General features: G+C 79.4%; 1 pseudogene. It reads left to right on the top strand.

Annotated features, from left to right (window positions below):
• Positions 1–21 precede the first annotated feature (21 nt).
• Positions 22–495: pseudogene (locus VR44_RS35115) on the top strand (LuxR family transcriptional regulator); the annotation flags it as partial.

Genomic DNA, 495 nt, shown 5'->3' with positions numbered 1-495 from the left:
ACCCTCGACACCGTCGCCGCCATGGCAACCGGGCTGGGGGACCCGGCCGCCCTCACCGGCACCGCCCGCCGCAGCGCCCTGCGGCTGGAGGCGCGGCTGCGGCACCCCGCCGTGGCGGGCCCGGCCGAACTGGACGGCTCCGCCGCCCGGTTGCGGGCCCTGGGCCCCGTCCCCCGCCTGGACGGCGCCGCCGACCGCGAACGGGTCACCGTCCTGCTGCACGGCGCCGTCCTGGCCCAGCAGGTCACCGCCGCCGAGGCCGTGCCCCTCGCCGAACGGCTGCTCCAGCACGAACCGGCCACCCCGGACCACGTCCACACCGCCCTGCCCCTGCTGACCGACGTCCTGGTCGCCGCCGACTCCCTCGCCACCATCGGCCCCTGGCTGCACACCGCCTACGACCGGGCGCTCCGCGACCACGCCACCGTCCCGCGCGCCCTGATCGCCGTCGAGCTCGCCCACCTCGCCCTGGCCCGGGGCGACCTGGCCCTGGCC

This window comes from Streptomyces katrae (genome assembly GCF_000966975.1).
In the GTDB taxonomy this organism is placed as follows: domain Bacteria; phylum Actinomycetota; class Actinomycetes; order Streptomycetales; family Streptomycetaceae; genus Streptomyces; species Streptomyces katrae.
The sequence above is the reverse complement of the archived record's forward strand: the minus strand, read 5'-3'. Positions and strand labels throughout refer to the sequence as shown.